Source organism: Streptomyces sp. SolWspMP-5a-2, from assembly GCF_900091845.1.
Classification (GTDB): Bacteria; Actinomycetota; Actinomycetes; order Streptomycetales; family Streptomycetaceae; genus Streptomyces; species Streptomyces doudnae.
The window spans coordinates 1-17850 of sequence record NZ_FMCI01000341.1; the positions used below are offsets into that span (position 1 = coordinate 1).

Annotated in this window: 16 protein-coding genes, 1 tRNA gene and 1 riboswitch; of the genes, 13 read left to right on the top strand and 4 right to left on the bottom strand. The window is 71.2% G+C overall.

Going from position 1 to position 17850, the window contains the following annotated elements; genetic code table 11:
• The 9 genes from GA0115242_RS33655 to GA0115242_RS33695 all read left to right on the top strand — a co-directional run.
• Window positions 1-1355, top strand: a 1355-nt coding sequence (locus tag GA0115242_RS33655) for a cytochrome P450 family protein (protein ID WP_237549464.1), incomplete at its 5' end; no start/stop codon positions are given.
• A 200-nt stretch (window positions 1356-1555) separates the two neighbouring features.
• Window positions 1556-2518, top strand: coding sequence for a LysM peptidoglycan-binding domain-containing protein (locus GA0115242_RS33660; protein WP_093835328.1), 963 nt, complete (start codon window positions 1556-1558; stop codon window positions 2516-2518).
• 211 nt (window positions 2519-2729) lie between these two features.
• A riboswitch (cyclic di-AMP (ydaO/yuaA leader) is annotated at window positions 2730-2898 on the top strand.
• A 3-nt stretch (window positions 2899-2901) separates the two neighbouring features.
• On the top strand, window positions 2902-3624 hold the full coding sequence (locus tag GA0115242_RS33665; RefSeq protein ID WP_093835330.1) for a LysM peptidoglycan-binding domain-containing protein: 723 nt from the start codon (window positions 2902-2904) through the stop codon (window positions 3622-3624).
• 330 nt (window positions 3625-3954) lie between these two features.
• Window positions 3955-5235 carry a phosphopyruvate hydratase gene (gene eno / locus GA0115242_RS33670; RefSeq protein WP_093835355.1) on the top strand — a complete coding sequence of 427 codons (1281 nt, stop codon included), beginning with the start codon at window positions 3955-3957 and terminating at the stop codon, window positions 5233-5235.
• Between the two features lie 114 nt (window positions 5236-5349).
• Window positions 5350-5826: an FtsB family cell division protein gene (locus tag GA0115242_RS33675; protein ID WP_093835332.1), complete on the top strand. Its 477-nt coding sequence runs from the start codon at window positions 5350-5352 to the stop codon at window positions 5824-5826.
• A gap of 23 nt (window positions 5827-5849) precedes the next feature.
• Window positions 5850-6377 carry a DUF501 domain-containing protein gene (locus GA0115242_RS33680; RefSeq protein WP_093835334.1) on the top strand — a complete coding sequence of 176 codons (528 nt, stop codon included), beginning with the start codon at window positions 5850-5852 and terminating at the stop codon, window positions 6375-6377.
• Between the two features lie 29 nt (window positions 6378-6406).
• Entirely contained in the window at window positions 6407-7348 is a 942-nt protein-coding gene (locus tag GA0115242_RS33685; protein ID WP_093835336.1) for a Ppx/GppA phosphatase family protein, read from the top strand.
• A gap of 434 nt (window positions 7349-7782) precedes the next feature.
• Window positions 7783-9171, top strand: a complete 1389-nt coding sequence (locus GA0115242_RS33690) for an NAD(P)/FAD-dependent oxidoreductase (RefSeq protein ID WP_093835338.1) — start codon at window positions 7783-7785, stop codon at window positions 9169-9171.
• A gap of 264 nt (window positions 9172-9435) precedes the next feature.
• Window positions 9436-10725 (top strand): SAM-dependent methyltransferase, encoded by a 1290-nt coding sequence (locus GA0115242_RS33695; RefSeq protein WP_093835340.1) that lies wholly within the window; start codon window positions 9436-9438, stop codon window positions 10723-10725.
• A gap of 57 nt (window positions 10726-10782) precedes the next feature.
• On the opposite strand, the gene GA0115242_RS33700 is transcribed toward GA0115242_RS33695, so the two are convergent.
• A complete protein-coding gene (locus GA0115242_RS33700; RefSeq protein ID WP_093835342.1) occupies window positions 10783-13311 on the bottom strand; it encodes an ABC transporter permease in 2529 nt (842 codons plus the stop codon).
• Window positions 13311-14084: an ABC transporter ATP-binding protein gene (locus GA0115242_RS33705; RefSeq protein ID WP_093835344.1), complete on the bottom strand. Its 774-nt coding sequence runs from the start codon at window positions 14082-14084 to the stop codon at window positions 13311-13313. The genes GA0115242_RS33700 and GA0115242_RS33705 overlap by 1 nt, the downstream gene beginning before the upstream one ends.
• Before the next feature lie 431 nt (window positions 14085-14515).
• Between GA0115242_RS33705 and GA0115242_RS33710 the strand changes: the two genes are divergently transcribed.
• Window positions 14516-14599 (top strand) — tRNA-Leu (locus tag GA0115242_RS33710).
• Between the two features lie 47 nt (window positions 14600-14646).
• Here the strand turns inward: GA0115242_RS33710 and GA0115242_RS33715 are convergent.
• Window positions 14647-14907, bottom strand: a complete 261-nt coding sequence (locus tag GA0115242_RS33715; protein ID WP_256089820.1) for a hypothetical protein — start codon at window positions 14905-14907, stop codon at window positions 14647-14649.
• 164 nt (window positions 14908-15071) lie between these two features.
• The gene (locus GA0115242_RS33720; protein WP_093835348.1) at window positions 15072-15443 is read right to left on the bottom strand and encodes a helix-turn-helix domain-containing protein; all 372 of its coding nucleotides are present in this window, start codon (window positions 15441-15443) and stop codon (window positions 15072-15074) included.
• 231 nt (window positions 15444-15674) lie between these two features.
• Here GA0115242_RS33720 and GA0115242_RS33725 point away from each other — a divergent pair, with 231 nt between their 5' ends.
• The 3 genes from GA0115242_RS33725 to GA0115242_RS33735 form a co-directional block, all read left to right on the top strand.
• Window positions 15675-15890, top strand: coding sequence for a hypothetical protein (locus tag GA0115242_RS33725; protein ID WP_176729962.1), 216 nt, complete (start codon window positions 15675-15677; stop codon window positions 15888-15890).
• A gap of 54 nt (window positions 15891-15944) precedes the next feature.
• Entirely contained in the window at window positions 15945-16163 is a 219-nt protein-coding gene (locus GA0115242_RS33730; protein WP_093835350.1) for a hypothetical protein, read from the top strand.
• Between the two features lie 125 nt (window positions 16164-16288).
• Window positions 16289-17850: hypothetical protein (locus GA0115242_RS33735; RefSeq protein ID WP_093835352.1), on the top strand; the 1562-nt coding region annotated here is incomplete at its 3' end.

Genomic DNA, 17850 nt, shown 5'->3' on the forward strand with positions numbered 1-17850 from the left:
AGGCCAGCGCCGCCGAGGCCGGACCACCCGCCGCCGAGGCCGGGCCACCCGCCTCCGGCGCCGGGCCCTCCGTCGACGTCGAGCCCCCCGCTTCCACGGCTGCCGCGCCGCGTCACGGTGGGCCCGAACCCGCGCTCTTCAGCTGGGAGTTCGCCACCGATCCCTACCCGGCGTACGCCTGGCTGCGGGAGCACGCGCCGGTGCATCGCACGCGGTTGCCGAGCGGGGTCGAGGCGTGGCTGGTCACGCGGTACGCCGACGCCCGGCAGACGCTCGCCGACAACCGGCTCTCCAAGAACCCCACGCACCACGCCGAGGACGCGGGCGGCCGGAGCAGGACCGGCATCCCCGGTGAGCGCAACGCCGGTCTGATGACGCACCTGCTGAACATCGACCCGCCGGACCACACCCGGCTGCGCCGCCTCGTGTCGAAGGCGTTCACCCCGCGCCGGGTCGCCGAATTCGCGCCCCGCGTGCAGGAGTTGACCGACCAGCTGATCGACGGCTTCGCGGACCGGGGCAGCGCCGACCTCATCCACGAGTTCGCCTTCCCGCTCCCCATCTACGCGATCTGCGACCTGCTCGGCGTCCCGGCCGGGGACCAGGACGACTTCCGGGACTGGGCGGGCATGATGATCCGGCATGGCGGCGGGCCGCGGGGCGGGGTCGCGCGGTCGGTGAAGAGGATCAGGGGCTATCTGGCCGAGCTGATCCACCGCAAGCGCGCGGACCTCGGCGACGACCTGATCTCGGACCTGATCCGGGCCAGCGACCACGGCGAGCACCTCACCGAGAACGAGGTCGTCGCCATGTGCTTCGTGCTGCTGTTCGCGGGGTTCGAGACGACCATCAACCTGATCGGCAACGGCACCCACGCCCTGCTCCGCGACCCGGGCCAACGCGCGCTCCTGCAAGCCGCGTTGGCGCAGGGGGACGACGCCCTGCTGGAGAGCGCCGTCGAGGAACTCCTGCGCTGGGACGGCCCCGTGGAGCTGGCCACCTGGCGGTTCGCCACCCGGCCGCTGACCATCGGCGGCCAGGACATCGCGCCCGGCGACGCCGTCCTCGTCGTCCTGGCCGCCGCCGACCGCGACCCCGCGCGCTTCGCCGACCCGGACACCCTCGACCTGACGCGCCGTGACAACCAGCACCTGGGCTACGGACACGGCCTGCACTACTGCCTCGGCGCCCCGCTCGCCCGGCTGGAGGGGCAGACCGCGCTGCGCACGCTCCTCACCCGGCTGCCGGACCTCGCCCTCGCCGCCGATCCGGCCGAACTGCGCTGGCGCGGCGGCCTGATCATGCGTGGACTGCGCACCCTGCCGGTCGAGTTCACCCCCGTCGGCGCGCGGTGAGGCGGCAGGGGCGGCTCCGGCGTGAAGGGGACGAACGCGTCACCCCGCGCAAAGGTGAGGCTCCCTCAACTCTGTGATCTTCACGTGATCTGTGCGGCATTAACTTGTGACAAGCATTCGTATGCCTATACGTTCACGGATCAACGCGGTGCCGTACACCCTGCACCGCGGACACCTGTCGCCTCGTGAAAGGCTCCCGCATGCTCTCCGGGAACGGTCGTCACCGCCGCCCCCGCCAGGCCCCGGCTCTCCTCGTCGCGGCCGGCGTGACCGGCACCGCCATCGCGCTGCCGCTGCTGGCGGCCTCGGGGGCGAGCGCCGCCGACGGCACCACCTGGGACAAGGTGGCGGACTGCGCGTCCGACGGCTCCTGGAGCCAGGACACGGGCAACGGCCGCTACGGCGGTCTCCAGCTCTCGCAGGACGACTGGGAGACGTACGGCGGCCTCGACTACGCGCCCAGCGCCGACCTCGCCAGCCGCAACCAGCAGATCGCGGTGGCCGAGAAGGTCCTCGCCGACCAGGGCGTCGGCGCCTTCCGCACCTGCGGTCTGACCGCCGGTCTGACGCAGGACTCGGGCCTGCTGGACATCGACACCGGCCTCGGCGGCGACTCGTCCGACTCCTCCGATACGTCGGACACCTCCGCTTCCACCGGATTGTCCAACTCGTCCGGCGAGAGCGCGGAAAGCTCCCCTTCGTCCGATCCGTCGGCCGACACCCCCTCCACCTCCTCGCCCTCCCCCTCGTCGCCCGCGAAGGGCGGGACGCGGGACGGGAAGGGCGGCAAGGGCACCGGGTCCGCCGCGCCGTCCGCGTCCGCCTCCTCGCCCGAGGAGGAGCGCACCGCCGACCCCCGGGAGCCCGCGGCCTCCGACACCGCGGACAACGCCCGCCAGGACGCCGGTTCCTGGAGCCTCGTCGACACCGGCGCGGTGACCGGCTCCGGCACCGGCAAGCACCGCGGCCAGAGCGCGGAGGACGGTCGCACCGAGGCGCTCGCGGCCGACACCTACACGGTCCGCGAGGGCGACACCCTCGGCTCCATCGCCGACTCCCTGGGCCTCGACGGCGGATGGCGCGCGCTGTACGACGCGAACCGGGGGAGCATCGGCTCCGACCCCAGCAGCATCGTTCCCGGTCAGACCCTCGAAGTCGGGTAGCAAACAGGGCGAAACCGGCGGGATTCCGGGGGAGTTGACGCCCGCATTCGCCAGCTAATGTCCGGTTTGGTGAAAGTGTGGGATGAGTCTCAGAAGCCCTGATCGTCTTTGAAATTCCGCTGATTCCGTGGCTACGGTCAACACCGCTCGTCACCACGGGCCCCGGCTGCCGCAACGCCGAATCCTGCCAGCGGCCGTACGGGAACAGTCGTCGCGTCACGCGCCGAAGGCAGGAGCGGGGGACCCAAGGTAGGTGCCGCACCGGGCAGTTGACCGGAGCGGCTTGGGGTTAAGCCGTGCCTCTCCCCAGGGGGGCGCGGCCGGGCACTCAACCGGCCCGAACCCGACAGCTCACCTCGCAGGCGTCGGTGAGGGGATCAACCATGCTGTTTTCCGGCAAGGGCAAGCACCGTCGTCCGTCCAAGGCCACCCGCGCCATCGCCATCGCCGGTGTCACCGGTGCCGCCGTCGCCGCCCCGCTGATGGCCGCGGGCAACGCCTCCGCCGCCACCGCCTCCGAGTGGGACACCGTCGCCCAGTGCGAGTCCGGCGGCAACTGGGCCATCAACACCGGCAACGGCTACTACGGCGGTCTCCAGTTCTCGGCCTCCACCTGGGCCGCGTACGGCGGCACGCAGTACGCCTCCACGGCCAACCAGGCGTCCAAGGCGCAGCAGATAGCCGTCGCCGAGAAGGTCCTCGCCTCCCAGGGCAAGGGCGCCTGGCCGAGCTGCGGCACCGGCCTGTCCGGCGCCGCCTACAGCGGCTCGGGCTCCACCGGCTCCGGCACCTCGACCGGCTCCGGCAGCTCCACCGGCTCGTCGAACAGCTCCGGCAGCTCCGCGGGCAGCTCGCGCTCCTCCGACTCGCAGGCCGCCTCCCGCTCCGCCGAGCGCCCGGCCGCGAAGAAGACCGTCACCACCCCGACCGGCAAGAAGGTCAAGAAGGGCGACGGCGAGTACAAGGTCGTCCCGGGCGACACGCTCAGCTCGATCGCCGCGAAGCACAAGGTCGCCGGCGGCTGGGCGAAGCTGTTCCAGCTGAACAAGGACGTCGTCGAGCACGCCGACCTGATCTACCCGGGTCAGCAGCTCCACCTGAAGTAGCCGTCGGGTCCGCGGACGGGACGCACAGGCGGCCGCTCGCTGAACCACAGCGCCCTCCTGTCCGTGGACCTCATCATGGGACCCCGTGAGGGTCACCCCCCGTCCCCACGGGCCCCCGCCCCGGTGCGTGTTCCCCCGTACGCACCGGGGCGGGGCTTTTTCACGTTCCGGCCGCCCCTCTCTTTGTTCCGTTCAGAAACTTTTTGCTCTCGGTTCTGTCCAGGGGGTGACCGACCGGCTGGCCGATCGCCCGGAGCCGGTTAGGCTCGGTCTCGCAGAACCCACCGCGGCGCCCGCGCGCCGTGTTCAGATCCCAAGAAGGAGATGCTCGTGCCGTCCATCGACGTCGTCGTAGCCCGGGAAATCCTGGACTCCCGAGGCAACCCCACGGTCGAGGTCGAGGTCGGCCTCGACGACGGCAGCACGGGTCGTGCCGCCGTTCCGTCCGGCGCCTCCACCGGCGCCTTCGAGGCCATCGAGCTGCGGGACGGCGACCCCAACCGCTACCAGGGCAAGGGCGTCGAGAAGGCCGTCCTCGCCGTGATCGAGCAGATCGGCCCCGAGCTGGTCGGCTACGACGCCACCGAGCAGCGGCTGATCGACCAGGCGATGTTCGACCTGGACGCCACCGACAACAAGGGCTCGCTCGGCGCCAACGCCATCCTCGGCGTCTCCCTCGCCGTCGCGCACGCCGCCTCCGAGGCCAGCGACCTCCCCCTCTTCCGCTACCTGGGCGGCCCGAACGCGCACCTGCTTCCGGTGCCGATGATGAACATCCTGAACGGCGGCTCGCACGCCGACTCCAACGTGGACATCCAGGAGTTCATGATCGCCCCGATCGGCGCGGAGTCCTTCTCCGAGGCGCTGCGCTGGGGCACCGAGGTCTACCACACCCTCAAGAAGGTGCTGAAGAGCAAGGGCCTGGCCACCGGTCTCGGCGACGAGGGCGGCTTCGCGCCGAACCTCGGCTCCAACCGCGAGGCGCTCGACCTCATCCTCGAAGCGATCAAGGAAGCCGGTTACGCGCCCGGCGAGCAGATCGCCCTCGCCCTCGACGTCGCCGCCTCCGAGTTCTACAAGGACGGCGCCTACCTCTTCGAGGGCAAGGAGCGCTCCGCCGCCGAGATGACGGAGTACTACGAGGAGCTGGTCGCCTCCTACCCGCTGGTCTCCATCGAGGACCCGCTGTACGAGGACGACTGGGCGGGTTGGCACGTCATCACCGAGCGGCTCGGCGACAAGGTGCAGCTCGTCGGCGACGACCTGTTCGTCACCAACCCGGAGCGCCTGGCCCGCGGCATCGAGGAGAACTCCGCGAACGCCCTGCTGGTCAAGGTGAACCAGATCGGCTCGCTGACCGAGACCCTGGACGCCGTCGAGCTGGCCCAGCGCAACGGCTTCAAGTGCATGATGTCCCACCGCTCCGGCGAGACCGAGGACGTCACCATCGCCGACCTCGCCGTCGCCACCAACTGCGGCCAGATCAAGACCGGCGCCCCGGCCCGCTCCGAGCGCGTCGCCAAGTACAACCAGCTCCTGCGCATCGAGGAGATCCTCGACGACGCCGCGGTCTACGCCGGCCGCAGCGCCTTCCCGCGCTTCAAGGGCTGACCTTCGCGGGCTGCGCCGTTAAGGGGCACGCCCGAGCCAGTCGTACGTACGTCCCCGTACCGGTCCCGTACCGTGTCCGGGGACGTACGCGCGTGTGATCGGGAGGCGGGGAACATGGCCGTGAGGGACCGGGACCGGTTCTCCACCGCGACCAGGATCAAGCTGCTCGGCGAGCAGACCGCGGCCCGGGTCTACCGCTCCCAGACGAAGCGGCAGGCCCACCGCTCCCGGCTCACCGGCCGGGCGGCGCTGCTGGCGCTCGTGGTCTGCACGCTCGTGGTGGCGCTGGCCTACCCGATACGGCAGTACGTCTCCCAGCGCGCCGAGATCGCCGGTCTCGAACGGCGCAAGGCGCAGGCCCGGGAGCGCGTCGAACAGCTGCGTGACACCAAGGCGCGCTGGCAGGACGACGCGTACGCCGAGCAGCAGATCCGGCGCAGGCTGCACTATGTGATGCCCGGTGAGACCGGCTACGTCGTGATCGACCCGGCCGCGGTCAAGCAGTCGCGCGCCGGTCTGGGGGCGGCCCACCGCCCCTGGTACTCGAACGTATGGGACGGGGTCGACAAGTCCGACGCCTCCGACCAGTGACCTGACTAGAGAGACAGTTCGTAGTGGAAACGCCTCCGCCGACCACCCCGCGCACCGAGCCCACCGACGCGGACGTCGAGGCATTCAAGCAGCAGCTCGGGCGCCCGCCGCGCGGCCTGCGCGCCATCGCGCACCGCTGCCCGTGCGGTCAGCCCGACGTCGTCGAGACGGCCCCCCGGCTGCCCGACGGCACCCCCTTCCCGACGCTGTACTACCTGACGTGCCCGAAGGCGAACTCCGCGATCGGCACGCTGGAGGCCGACGGCGTGATGAAGGAGATGACGGAGCGGCTCGCCACCGACCCGGAACTCGCCGCCGCCTACCGCGCGGCGCACGAGGACTACATCGCCCGCCGGGACGAGATCGAGGAGCTGACGGGCTTTCCGAGCGCGGGCGGCATGCCGGACCGGGTGAAGTGCCTGCACGTCCTGGTCGCCCACGCGCTGGCCGCGGGACCCGGCGTGAACCCGCTGGGCGACGAGGCGCTCGGCATGCTGCCCGAGTGGTGGCGCAAGGGCGCCTGCGTGGTGCCGGGCGACGCCTGCGCGTGACCTCATCACAACGAGCCGAGGACCTTCCCATGACGCGTGTCGCCGCCATCGACTGCGGTACGAACTCCATCCGCCTGCTGGTCGCCGACGCCGACCCGGCCACCGGTGAACTCGTCGACCTGGAACGGCGGATGACCATCGTCCGGCTCGGCCAGGGCGTCGACCGCACCGGGCGGCTGGCCCCCGAGGCGCTGGAGCGCACCTTCGCCGCCTGCCGCGAGTACGCCGCGCTCGTCAAGGAGCACGGCGCCGAGCGGCTGCGCTTCGTCGCCACCTCCGCCTCCCGGGACGCCTCCAACCGCGACGACTTCGTGCGCGGGGTGCTGGACATCCTCGGCGTCGAGCCCGAGGTCATCAGCGGCGACCAGGAGGCGGCGTTCTCCTTCACGGGCGCCACCCGGGAGCTGACGGCCCGTCCCGACCTCGAACGGCCCTTCCTGGTCGTCGACATCGGCGGCGGCTCCACGGAGTTCGTGGTGGGGGCCGAGGAGGTGCGGGCGGCCCGCTCCGTGGACGTCGGCTGCGTCCGGATGACGGAACGGCACCTGGTGCGCGACGGCGTGGTGAGCGACCCGCCCACCGGTGAGCAGATCGCCGCGATGCGGGCCGACCTGGAGCGGGCCCTCGACCTCGCCGAGGAGACGGTGCCGCTGCGCGAGGCGCGCACCCTGGTGGGCCTGGCGGGCTCGGTGACGACGGTCTCCGCGATCGCCCAGGGGCTGCCGGAGTACGACTCCGCCGCCATCCACCACTCCCGGGTCTCCCGGGAGGAGGTCCGCGCGATCACCGAGCGGCTGCTGCGCTCCACGCACGCCGAGCGGGCGGCGATCGGTTCGATGCACCCGGGCCGGGTGGACGTGATCGGCGCGGGCGCCCTGGTGCTCCTGACGATCATGGACCGGATCGGCGCCGAGGAGGTCGTGGTGAGCGAGCACGACATCCTCGACGGCATCGCCTGGTCGATCGCGTAGGCCCGGTCACGGACGCCGTCCGGCCTCTCCCCTGAGCAGGTCGGACGGCGTTTGAGCGGGCCGGCGGGGGGTTTGCGGGGTCCTTCGTGGCACACCCCCGACGAGCTTCGTGAAGTTCTTCACAAGGAATTCTGCCGTGCCGGGCCGAAAGCGGGGTCCGAGAGGGCCTTTCGGGGGCCCCACCTGGGAGTTGAACATGTTCAGGGGTGCGCGGCCGACGGCGGCCGAGGGGGCCGCGCGCGGGGGCGGGCCGGGTCCCCGGAGATGCCGGAGGAGCAGCTCACGCGGCCTTGACAACGGTGGGTAACGGACACCGGATGGGGCCGGAAGGGGGTGCCCGAACGGCCCGGGTCGCGGAGGATAACACAGCCCCTGTCGGACCTTGTGAAGGGGCGCACGAGGTACCCCCTCGGGGCGGGTGGATACTCGATGCCATGAGCACCACGGAGCGTCCCAGGATCCTCGTAGTAGGCGGTGGGTACGTAGGCCTGTACGCAGCTCGGCGCATTCTCAAGAAGATGCGCTACGGAGAGGCGACCGTCACGGTCGTCGACCCCCGGTCGTACATGACCTACCAGCCCTTCCTCCCCGAAACCGCCGCCGGCAACATCTCCCCGCGCCACGTCGTCGTCCCGCTGCGACGCGTGCTGCCGAAGGCGGAGGTCCTCACCGGTCGGGTCACCACCATCGACCAGGACCGCAAGGTCGCCACGGTCGCCCCGCTCGTCGGGGAGTCGTACGAGCTGCCCTTCGACTACCTGGTGATCGCGCTCGGCGCGGTCTCCCGCACCTTCCCGATCCCCGGCCTCGCCGAGCAGGGCATCGGCATGAAGGGCGTCGAGGAGGCCATCGGCCTGCGCAACCACGTCCTGGAGCAGCTCGACAAGGCCGACTCCACGACCGACGAGGAGATCCGCCGCAAGGCGCTCACCTTCGTCTTCATCGGCGGCGGGTTCGCCGGCGCGGAGACCATCGGCGAGGTCGAGGACCTGGCCAGGGACGCCGCCAAGTACTACAAGACGGTCTCCCGCGAGGACATGCGGTTCGTCCTCGTCGACGCGGCCGACAAGATCCTTCCCGAGGTCGGCCCCAAGCTCGGCCAGTACGGCAAGGAGCACCTGGAGAGCCGGGGCGTGGAGATCTACCTCTCCACCTCCATGGACTCCTGCGTCGACGGCCACGTCGTGCTCAAGAACGGCCTGGAGGTCGACTCCCACACCGTCGTGTGGACGGCCGGCGTCAAGCCGAACCCGGCGCTGACCCGGTACGGGCTGCCGCTCGGCCCGCGCGGCCACGTCGACACCGCGACCACGCTCCAGGTGCAGGGCACGGACTACATCTGGGCCGCGGGCGACAACGCGCAGGTGCCGGACCTCGTCGGCCGCAAGGCCGGGAACGAGAACGCCTGGTGCCCGCCGAACGCCCAGCACGCGCTGCGCCAGGCCAAGGTCCTCGGCGACAACGTGATCTCCGGGATGCGGGGCTTCCCGCAGAAGGACTACTCGCACGCCAACAAGGGCGCGGTGGCCGGTCTCGGGCTCCACAAGGGCGTCGCGATGATCGTCGTCGGCAAGATGAAGATCAAGGTCAAGGGCCGCCTCGCCTGGTACATGCACCGTGGCTACCACGGCATGGCGATGCCGACCTGGAACCGCAAGATCCGCGTCTTCGCCGACTGGACCCTCGGCATGTTCCTCAAGCGCGAGGTCGTCGCCCTCGGTGCCATGGAGAACCCCCGCGAGGAGTTCTACGAGGCCGCCAAGCCCGCGCCCGCGCCCGCCGCGAAGGCCGAGCCCCAGGCCGAGAAGGCCAAGGCGTCCTGACCCGCCGGGCGAGCGCCGGCCGCTGAGCCGGTCCACCGGCCGAACGATCCGAAAGGGCCTCCCGCCATCCGTGGTGCGGGAGGCCCTTCGGCGTTCCCGCGCGGCCCCGGGCGGCGCCCCCGGTCAATCTGCATGGCGTGTACATCTATTTTGCCCAGTCGTGACACGCACACGGGACTGCTTTACGGCTCCCCAGGTGTTTACGTGGTGCTGGACATTGGACATTCCGGGATCCGTCGTCACGTCGTCACGGAGGTATGCGCCATGGGCGACGCCGCGCTGCGGCTGAAGAGCCTCGTCGAACAGTTGCTGGGAACGCCACTCCCGGTGCGCATCCGCGCCTGGGACGGCTCGCAGGCAGGGCCGCCGGAGGCACCGGCCCTGGTGGTGCGCAATCGCCGGGCGGTGCGCCGGCTGCTGTGGAAACCCGGCGAACTGGGCCTGGCCCGCGCCTGGGTGGCCGGTGACCTGGACATCGAGGGCGACCTCTACACCGTCCTCGGCCTGATGTCCGGGCTGGTGTGGGAGCGCGGCGAGGACGCCAGGTCCCTCACCGAGACCCTGCGCGACCCCGGGGCCAGGGCCGCCGTCCGCGGCCTGGTGCGGCTCACCGGGCTGCCGCTGCCGCCCGCCCCGCCCCCCGAGGAGATCCGCCGCCCGGGACACCTGCACACCCGGCGCACCGACAAGCGCGCCATCAGCCACCACTACGACGTCGGCAACGACTTCTACGAGACCGTCCTCGGGCCGTCCATGGTCTACTCCTGCGCCTACTGGCCGCGGCCGGACGCCACCCTGGAGGAGGCCCAGCGCGACAAGCTCGAACTCGTCTGCCGCAAGCTCGCCCTGACCCCCGGTCAGCGGCTCCTGGACGTCGGCTGCGGCTGGGGCTCGATGGCGGTGCACGCGGCCCGCGAGCACGGGGTCGCGGTCGTCGGCGTCACCCTCTCCCGGGAACAGGCCGCCTACGCCCGCAAGCGGGTCGCCGACGAGGGCCTCACCGACCTGGTGGAGATCAGGGTCCAGGACTACCGGGACGTCACCGACGGCCCCTACGACGCGATCTCCTCCATCGGGATGGCCGAGCACGTCGGCGCCGAGAAGTACCTGGAGTACGCGCGGAACCTGTACCGGCTGCTGACACCGGGCGGACGGCTGCTCAACCACCAGATCGCCCGCCGCCCGCAGCGCGACGAGGAGACCTACCACGTCGACGCGTTCATCGACGCGTACGTCTTCCCGGACGGCGAACTCGCGCCGGTCGGCACCACCGTCACCCAACTGGAGCGGGCCGGGTTCGAGGTGCGCGACGTCGAGTCGATCCGCGAGCACTACGCGCTGACCCTGCGCCGCTGGGTGGCCAACCTGGAGGCGGACTGGAGACGCGCGGCGACCCTGGCCGGACCCGGCAGGGCCCGGGTGTGGCGGCTCTACATGGCGGCCAGCGCGCTCGCCTTCGAGGGCAACCGGATCGGCGTCAACCAGGTGCTCGCGGTGCGCACCCCCGAGTCCGGCGCCGCCGGGCTGCCGCTGCGCGCCAGGACCTGGAACTGAGACGCGCGAGGGCCCCGTTCCCGAGCGGAACGGGGCCCTCGCGGGTCTGCGTCGGCGCTACTCGGCCTTGATGGCCGTCAGCATGTTGAGGCGGGCCGCCCGGCGGGCGGGCCACAGCGCCGCGAGGACACCGACGAAGCCCGCCAGCAGCAGGAAGATCCCCATCCGGGCCCAGGGCAGGACCAGCTCGTACGTCGGCATGCTCGTGCCCAGCAGCTCACCGGCCGCCCAGCCGAAGAACACGCCGAGGCCGATGCCGAGCACCCCGCCGAACAGGGAGATCACCAGGGACTCGAGCCGGACCATCCGCTTGATGCCCTTGCGGTCCAGGCCGATCGCGCGCAGCATGCCGATCTCCTGCGAGCGCTCGAACACCGACATGGCCAGCGTGTTGATGACGCCCAGGACCGCGACGATCACCGCCATCGCGAGCAGGCCGTAGAGCATGTTCAGCATCAGCGTGAAGATCTGCGCGATGCTGTCCGAGAGGTCCTGCTTGCTCTGCACCTGGATCACCGGATTGGTGCCCAGCGTCTTGATCAGCTTGTCCTTGGACGCGCTCGACACGCCGTCCTTGGTCTTCACCAGCACCTGCATGTCACGGCTGTCGCTCGCGTGCGGCGTCAGCGTCGAGATGTCCATGAGCGCGCCCTGGATCACCTCGTTGCCCTCGTAGACGCCGGAGACCGTCAGCCGCTCGGCCTTCCCGTCCTCGAAGTGCGCCGTGAGCTGCGAGCCGACCGTCCAGTGGTTGCGCTTCGCGGTGCCCTTGTCGACGACGATCCGGTCGCCGGAGATCTTGAAGTCGCCGTCGTCGACCTTCAGGTCGGTCAGCCGGCCGATGGTGGAGCCGTTGACGCCGGTCAGGTACTCGGTCTCGCCGCCGATCCGGGCCGGGGCGTTGCGCAGCGGGCTGGAGGCGGTGACGTCGCCGGACGCCGCCAGCTTCTCGCCGACGTCCTTGGACAGCTCGCGCCCGTTGGCCATCGACACCACGTAGTCGGCGCGGATCGCGGACGCCGCCATCTTCTCGATGGCCTGCTGGACGCTGCCCGCCATCACCGTCATCCCGGTGATCAGGGTGAGCCCGATCATCAGCGCGGACGCGGTGGCGGCCGTGCGGCGCGGGTTGCGCACCGAGTTCTGGCGGGCCAGCTTGCCCGACACCCCGAAGATCCGCAGCACCGGCGAGGCGGCGGCGATCAGCGGGCGCGACAGCAGCGGGGTCAGGATGAAGACGCCGATGATCAGCAGCACCGCGCCGAGCCCCATCGGGGCCTGGCCGTCCGAGCCGCTCAGCGTGGTCGCCCACAGGACGACCGCGACGCCCGCGCCGGTGAACAGCGCGCCCAGCGTGTTGCGCAGCACCAGGGACTTCGTCGTGGCCTGCGCGTGCAGGCTGCTCATCGCGGCGACCGGCGGGATCCGCGCGGCCCTGCGGCCGGGCAGCCAGGCGGCCAGCATGGTGATCAGGATGCCCACCGCGAGGGCGGCGACGATCGCGCTCGGCTCGACGACCAGGGGGCCGTCGGGGAGGTCGGCGCCGAACGTGCCCAGCAGGGAGCGCAGTCCCGCGCCGATGCCGATGCCCGCGAGCAGGCCGGTCACACCGGCGACCGAGCCGACCACGAACGCCTCGATCAGCACCGAGCGGGTGACCTGGCGGCGGGAGGCGCCGACGGCGCGCAGCAGCGCCAGCTCCTTGGTGCGCTGGGCGACCAGCATGGTGAAGGTGTTGGCGATGATGAAGGTGCCGACGAAGAGCGCGATCCCGGCGAAGACCAGCAGGCCCTGCTTGAGGCCGCTCATCGACCGGGAGATCGCCTCGGCCTGGTCGTCGGCGAGCTTCTTGCCGGTGACGGTGTCCACGGCCTTCGTGGTGAGCGCCTTGTCCAGGGCGGCCTTCAGCTCCGTCTGGGAGGTGCCCGCGGCGGCCTTCACGTCGATCGAGTCGTAGGTGCCCGGCTTGGCCAGCAGCTTCTGGGCGGTCGCGGTGTCGAAGAGGGCGAGGCTGCCGCCGGCCGCGACGTTGCCGTCGTCGGTGCGGAAGACGCCGCTGACCCGGGGGGTGAGGACCGGTCCGTCGACCGAGACGCGCACGGTGTCGCCGACCTTGTAGCCGGTGCGCTCCGCGGTCCGGGAGTCGATGGCGATCTCGTCGGCGCCGTGCGGGGCGGAGCCGGAGACCAGCGGGTAGCGGGCGTCCTTCGTCCCCCAGTAGTTGGCGCCCTCGGACTGGAAGCCGCCGCCGACGAGCTTGCCGTGCTTGTCGGCGAGGCCGGTGAAGCCCTTGACGACACCGACCGCGGACTCGACGCCCGGGAGCTTCTCGACGGTGGCGAGCTGCGCCTGGGTCAGTTCGCGCGGCTTGCCGAGCGAGTCGCCCCGGCCCTCCTGGTAGGTGGGGCTGACGGAGACGTCGACACCGTCGAAGCCCTTGGCCGAGCTGTTCTGGAAGGCGTTGGAGATGGTGCTGGTGAAGACCAGGGTCCCGGAGACGAACGCCACGCCGAGCATCACGGCGAGGACGGTCATCAGCAGGCGGGCCTTGTGCGCGAAGACGTTGCGCAGAGCTGTGCGGAACATCAGCTGGTGCGCCCCTTCGAGTCGAACTGCTTCATGCGGTCGAGCACGGTGTCGGCGGTGGGGCCGTACAGCTCGTCCACCAGGCGGCCGTCGGCGAGGAAGACGACCCGGTCCGCGTAGGCGGCGGCGACCGGGTCGTGGGTGACCATCACCACGGTCTGGCCCAGCTCGCGCACCGAGTTGCGCAGGAAGCCGAGGACCTCGGCGCCGGAGCGGGAGTCGAGGTTGCCGGTCGGCTCGTCGCCGAAGATGATCTCGGGGCGGGAGGCCAGGGCGCGGGCCACCGCGACGCGCTGCTGCTGGCCGCCGGAGAGTTCGGAGGGGCGGTGGCCGAGGCGGCCGGAGAGGCCGATCATCTCGATCACCGAGTCCAGCCACTGCTGGTCGGGCTTGCGTCCTGCGATGTCCATCGGCAGCGTGATGTTCTCCAGCGCGGTCAGCGTCGGCAGCAGGTTGAACGCCTGGAAGATGAAGCCGATCTTGTCGCGGCGGAGCCGGGTGAGCTGCTTGTCCTTCAGCGAGCCGAGTTCGGTGTCGCCGATCCGGACCGAGCCGGACGAGAAGCTGTCGAGACCGGCCACGCAGTGCATCAGCGTGGACTTGCCGGAGCCCGACGGTCCCATGATCGCGGTGAACTCGGCCTGGTGGAAGTCGATGGAGACCCGGTCGAGGGCCACCACCTGGGTCTCGCCCTGTCCGTAGATCTTCGAGAGATCCGTGGCGCGTGCGGCCACGGTGGCAGTGGTCCGGCCGGCGACGGGTGTGGTGGTCACGGGAAGGAACTCCTCGGAGGACGACGTCGTTGACGATGCGAAGGCGACGCGTGGCGGAAAGAGGGACGTGTTCCATCCTGATGGCCGTGCGGGCCCGTGGAGTCAGCCGCAGTTCCGGTTCCGAGGGGGGACTCCGGGCGGAGTCGGCGCCGTCATGTCATACCTGGGGATGAGGTTCGCCCCTGACGCGGCCCGGTTCGTCGAGAACCGGTGGAGCACCCTCGTTCGGGCGGTGAAATTCCGTCATTCCGTGCCACCCACCGGCCGGCGTACGGAGGCCCGTACAAGGCTATTGGCAAGTGCGGATGGCGAGTTCCGGTGGCTGATGCACCCTCAGACGTCAATAAAATAAGACAACATCGAGCCCCTGGCCCGGTGTTCGGATGGGGGATCCCGATAGGCTCGGCACCTCGTTGCGGAGCCCATGGCCTGCCCGGATGGTGGAATGCAGACACGGCGAGCTTAAACCTCGCTGCCCGTTCGCGGGCGTGCCGGTTCAAGTCCGGCTCCGGGCACATCCGTCCTTCCCGCCGCGCCCCGGCGGTCCCTTCCCGCGCCTCTGTCACCCCTGGTAGACGGTGAGCACCGCGCCACCGACCTCTATTCGCCGTCCCGCGCGCATGCCGTCCCTGCGGAGTCTGCGCAGGCAGTCGTGGAACAGCGGCAGCTCGTCCGCCTCCAGGACCGCGGCGGCCAGATCGACGAGGTCCAGGACCGAGGCGTCGGTGAGCACCTCGGGCAGCTCGCCGGAGAGCAGGACGACGGACTCGCCCGCCGGATTGCGGACCACGGCCGTGGCCGGTCCGCCGTGCACGAACAACACATCTTCCCCCTGGAGCCCGGGGCGTGCGGTTCTCGCTCCACGGGCCGCTTCGAGAGACTAGCGGGGGTTCTCGTGCCCTTCGGGGGCAGTTGGATTTCTTTTTCCGACTTGACGGAAGTGGACCCTTCCGTGCCCGCCGGCGCGGCGGGAACGGCCGCGGTCCGTCACTTCTCCGACGCCCTCGTGTCCGAGCGGTCCAGCAGGGACTCCACCAGGGCGGCCACATGGCGGCGGTCGTCGGCGGAGAGCTTCTGGACGCTGGCGATCAGCAGGTCGACCTCGGGGTCGGCCGGGGTGTCGTACACGTGGATGCCGCACGCCTCGGCCGCCGCCCTGCGCACCGTGTCCAGCGGCACGTCCAGGCCCTTGGCCAGGCCTTCGAGGGTGGCCGCCTGCGGCATCCGCACCACGCGTTCGGTGGTGGCCAGGTGGTGCACGGTCGAGCGGGGCAGGCCGCCATGGCGGGCGACGTCGCCGTAGGACCAGCCTCTGCGGTCGAGGTGGGCACGGATCAACTGTTGCAGTGCGTTGGCCACGGGTGGGTCACTCCTGCTCGCCGCTCGGCATAGCCGTCCAGGTCGGGGCCGATTCTACGGTCGTCGGCTGCGACCGCCGAAAGGGTGATTTCCCGAACGGGTTGCGGGGCGGCCCGCCGAGGCCCTAGTGTCCAATCTCGTTGGACAGAACGTCCGACCAGATTGGACAGAGTCCGGGGGGTACCTGACTCCGTCCGATCGGATCCGACCGTTCCCGAGGGGGAAATGATCATGATGGACGCCCACGAGCTCGACGCCGAGTCCGCCGAGCTGCTGCCGGGCCGCGAGGCCCTCGGTCGGCTGAAGTTCAGCTTCAACAAGACCGTCAACGTCACCAAGCACGTCGCGAACATCTCGGCGGCCAACCAGTCGGCGGCCCTGAACGACCACTCCGCGTTCTCGGTGGCCGACTCCGGCGCCGGCCAGACGATCAGCGTGCGCCAGTAGCGGCCGCTCGCCCCCGCGTCACCTCCACCGGAAACCTCTGAAAGGACATCCGTCATGAGCATGGACATGCGTGAGCTGGACACCGAGTCCGCCGAGCTGCTGCCGGGCCGCGAGGCCCTCGGTCGGCTGAAGTTCAGCTTCAACAAGACCGTCAACGTCACCAAGCACGTCGCGAACATCTCGGCGGCCAACGACTCCGCCGCCGTCAACGACCACTCGTCGTTCTCGTCCGCCCAGTCGCAGGCCGTCCAGAGCATCAGCGTCCGCCAGTAGCGACGCCGCTCACGGGGGCGGACCGGCCGACACGCCCGGTCCGCCCCCGTGCCGTCCCCGGGGGGAGACGGCACGGGGCGCCGCAGGGACGAGTGGGGGGAACGGGGCGTGGGGGGAGAACGGACATGACGCTGCTCGGGGGTGGCGCCGACGCGCGGCACGACACCGGGCCCGTGCCGGGGCCCGGCGGGGCACCGGTGACGTACGAGCAGGCGGCGACCGGCGCGCGGGCGGCCCCCGGGCAGCCGTCCGTGCCGCGGCTGAGCGCGGGACTCGACCTGCACGGCGAGTACCAGGGGTCGGGCTTCACCGAACCCAAGTACATCGCCCGCCGGGGCGACGGCCAGGTCGTGCAGCTGTCCCGGCTGCTGTACCTGGTCGCCGCCAGTGTCGACGGGACGCGGGACTGCGAGGCCATCGCGCACCGGGTCAGCGGCCGGTTCGGCCGCGAGGTCAGCGGCGAGAACGTCCGCTACCTGGTCGAGAACAAGCTCGAACCGCTCGGCGTGACGGTGCCCGCGGGCCAGGAGAGCGACGAGGTCGACGCCCCGCGCTCCGACCTGCTGCTCGCCCTCAAGGGCCACCGGGTCGTCTTCGACGAGCAGCGGACGGCCCGGATCGCCGGGGCGTTCGCCTGGCTGCACCGGCCGCCCGTGGTCGTGGCCGTCCTGCTGGCCGCCCTCGTCATGGACACCTGGCTGTTCGGCTTCCACGGCGCGATCGAACCCGTCCTCGAAGTCCTCGACCAGCCGGTCCTCATCCTGATCGTCTTCGGTCTGACGGTGGCCTCGCTGGTCTTCCACGAGTTCGGCCACGCGTCGGCCTGCCGGTACGGCGGGGCCAGACCCGGCTGCATCGGCTGCGGCCTTTTCCTCATCTGGCCGTCCATGTACACCGACGTCACCGACGTCTACCGGATCGGCCGCGCCGGACGGCTGCGCACCGACCTCGGCGGCGTCTACTTCAACGTCGTCTTCATGCTGGCCATGGCCGCGGCCTACCTCGCGACCGGCGCCCAGTTCTTCCTCGCGGCCGTCTACCTCGGCCACTTCGAGATCCTGGAACAGCTGATGCCGGCCGTGCGGCTCGACGGCTACTACATCCTCGGCGACCTCGCCGGGGTGCCCGACCTGTACGGCAAGATCCGGCCCATCCTGCTCGGTCTGGTGCCGGGCGCCCGCGGCACCGCCGCCCGCGCCGAGGTCGCCGGGCTGAAGCGCTCGGCGCGCGTCATCGTCGCCACCTGGGTGCTGACCATGGTGCCGCTGCTGGCGGGGGAACTCGGCTACGCGCTGTGGAACCTGCCCCGCATCCTCACCACCATGACCCGCTCGCTGACCGGCCAACTCCTCGGCACCGGGGAGGCGTTCGGGCACGGGCAGATCGTCGCGGGGCTGGTCGGGGTGATCGGCAGCGTGATGCTGCTGTGCCCGATGGCCGGTGTCGTCTACCTCTCCGTCAAGGTCACCGGACGCCTGTTCAGGGCCGCGAAACGGTCCACGGCGGGACGGCCCCGGCTGCGGCTCGCCCTGTGCGCGCTCGCGCTGGCCGGGCTCGGCGGGCTCAGTTACGCCTGGGTCTCCGGGCTGACCCCGCGCCCGCTGCCGCAGCGCCCGCCGATCGCGCCGGTCCTCCAGCCCGGGGTCCCGACCCGGGCGCCGGTCTCCCGCGACGCCCCGACCCCGGG